This is a genomic window from Parasphingorhabdus sp., assembly GCF_049667325.1.
GTDB lineage: Bacteria > Pseudomonadota > Alphaproteobacteria > Sphingomonadales > Sphingomonadaceae > Parasphingorhabdus.
This window is the reverse complement of the sequence record NZ_JBATHY010000037.1, coordinates 1-2,184: the sequence shown is the minus strand read 5'-3', so window position 1 is coordinate 2,184 and position 2,184 is coordinate 1. Positions and strand designations below refer to the sequence as shown.

The window sequence follows — 2,184 nt, the reverse complement described above, 5'->3', positions numbered from 1 at the left end:
TGTTTAACATACAAACTGTCGAACACCCAGATGGGCACCAGCAGGCCGAATATGTGACCAAACAATACGATCAGCACCCCTAGGTGAAAAAGGACCGATCCCCAGACCAGCTGTTTGCGGCGCAGCAGCTGGCTCGAGCCAGACCGCCAGCCATAAGGTTCTCGGTCAAAACGGATGATCGATCCGATCGCCAGTACCGACAGCGCGATATAGGGATAGATGCCAAAGAGCAGATGATTGAAAAAATCAGCCATGTCAGTTACTCCTTGCGGGTTCGGAGCCGGCCGGAACCGCAAAACGGTTTACCATTGCGGCGGCTTGTGGGCATTCGCTCGTGTCCTGGGGAGCGGAGCCGGCACCGAAAGTGACTTCCTCTTCTTCCCAGGCGGCGTCCAATGCTTCGAGATCATCGGGATCGTCGGCCGGCTTGATCGCGCTTTGTACGTCTATACTGCGATCAACCCCGATCAGGTCGCACAGCGCGATCAATATGGCAGCATAGTTTGGGTCGCGTTCTTCCAGCCTTTGCGCCAGCGCGACCAGGACAACGCCCGGCTCCGCCAGCTGCTCGAGCGCGTCTTCTTTTGGCAAAACAGAGCAATATTCCAGAAACTGTGGCAGATAATCGGGAAGCTCGTTCGACACAGGATCAAGACCGGCGGCAAGATAGCGCTCGCGCAGGTCGACCATCGCCTGACCGCGATCACGGCTTTCGCCATGAACATGTTCGAACAGATGCAGCGAATGGACTCTGCCGCGATCGAACAGCTCGACATAAGCCTCCTGAAGATCGATCAGATCGCTGGTCGCCAATTTGCTCAGCAAGGGGTCGAGCGCGGCAATATGCTCCGTGCCCAGCAAAGCGTCTTCGACGAGTGCCTGACGCATTTCGGGCGCCGCCTTTTGTACGTTTGCCGTGGGATATTGCAGCAGCGCGGACAGGATACGATAGGTTACGCTCATGATATCACCTCCGTCGGTGTCTGGAGTTTCTTGCGGGCCGGTGCGCCGAACAGGTTGGTTTCGCTGGTCCCGCTAGAACAGCCATTGCCGAACGAGAAACCGCAGGAGCCGCGTTCTTCGAACATGTCTTCAGCATCTTCACGATGGCCGGACGGGATCACGAAACGGTCCTCGTAATTGGCAATCGCCATGACGTGATACATTTCCTCGATCTGTGCCGGAGCAAGGCCTACGCGTTCCGCGATATCTTCGCGGATCACACCATCGACGGTCTTGCCGCGCATATAGCTGCGCATCGCCAGCATCCGTTCCAGACAGGCTGCAATCGGTTCTTCATCGCCAGCTGTCAGCAAATTGGCGAGATATTTGAGCGGAATACGCAGCGAGCGTATGTCCGGCATATCATCGACCATTTCGATCTTGCCGGCACCGGCGGCGGCGCTGATCGGCGACAATGGCGGTACGTACCAGACCATTGGCAGGGTCCGGTATTCCGGATGGAGCGGGAAAGCGACTTTCCATTCCATCGCCATTTTCCAGACCGGCGAGCGACGTGCCGATTCCAGCCAGGCTTCAGGCACACCGTCTTTGCGCGCCTGCGCGATGACTTCGGGATCATTGGGGTCGAGGAAAATATCGAGCTGGGCCTGATACAGATCTTCGACATTTTCCGCTGATGCCGCTTCCTCGATACGGTCTGCATCATAAAGCATGACGCCAAGATAGCGGATGCGCCCGACGCAGGTTTCGGAACATACCGTCGGCTGACCGGCTTCAATACGCGGATAGCAGAAGGTACATTTTTCCGATTTGCCGGATTTCCAGTTATAATAGATTTTCTTGTAGGGGCAGCCCGAGACGCACATCCGCCAACCGCGACATTTTTCCTGATCGATCAGGACAATGCCGTCTTCCTCCCGCTTGTAGATCGACCCGGAAGGGCAGGCGGCAACGCAGGTCGGGTTGAGGCAATGTTCGCACAGGCGCGGCAAATACATCATGAATGTATTTTCAAACTGCCCGTACATTTCCTTCTGGATGCCGTCGAAATTATAATCTTCCGAGCGTTTGGAAAATTCCCCGCCGAGGATTTCTTCCCAATTGGGGCCCCAGTTGATCTTTTCCATTCTCTTGCCGGTGATCACCGAACGAGGCCGGGCTACTGGTTGCGCCTTGGACTCTTTTGCGGTCTGCAAATGGGCATAGTCAAAGGTGAACGGC

General features: G+C 56.0%; 3 protein-coding genes. All 3 read right to left on the bottom strand.

Annotation, left to right across the window (positions count from 1 at the left end):
* On the bottom strand, nt 1–254 hold a 254-nt coding region (locus tag WBM93_RS01735), incomplete at its 3' end, for a respiratory nitrate reductase subunit gamma (protein WP_424427543.1).
* Between the two features lies 1 nt (nt 255).
* Nucleotides 256–963, bottom strand: coding sequence for a nitrate reductase molybdenum cofactor assembly chaperone (narJ, locus tag WBM93_RS01730; protein WP_424427541.1), 708 nt, complete (start codon nt 961–963; stop codon nt 256–258).
* A partial coding sequence (gene narH, locus WBM93_RS01725) for a nitrate reductase subunit beta (protein WP_424427539.1) occupies nt 960–2,184 on the bottom strand: 1,225 nt, incomplete at its 5' end. The genes narJ and narH, both read right to left, overlap by 4 nt.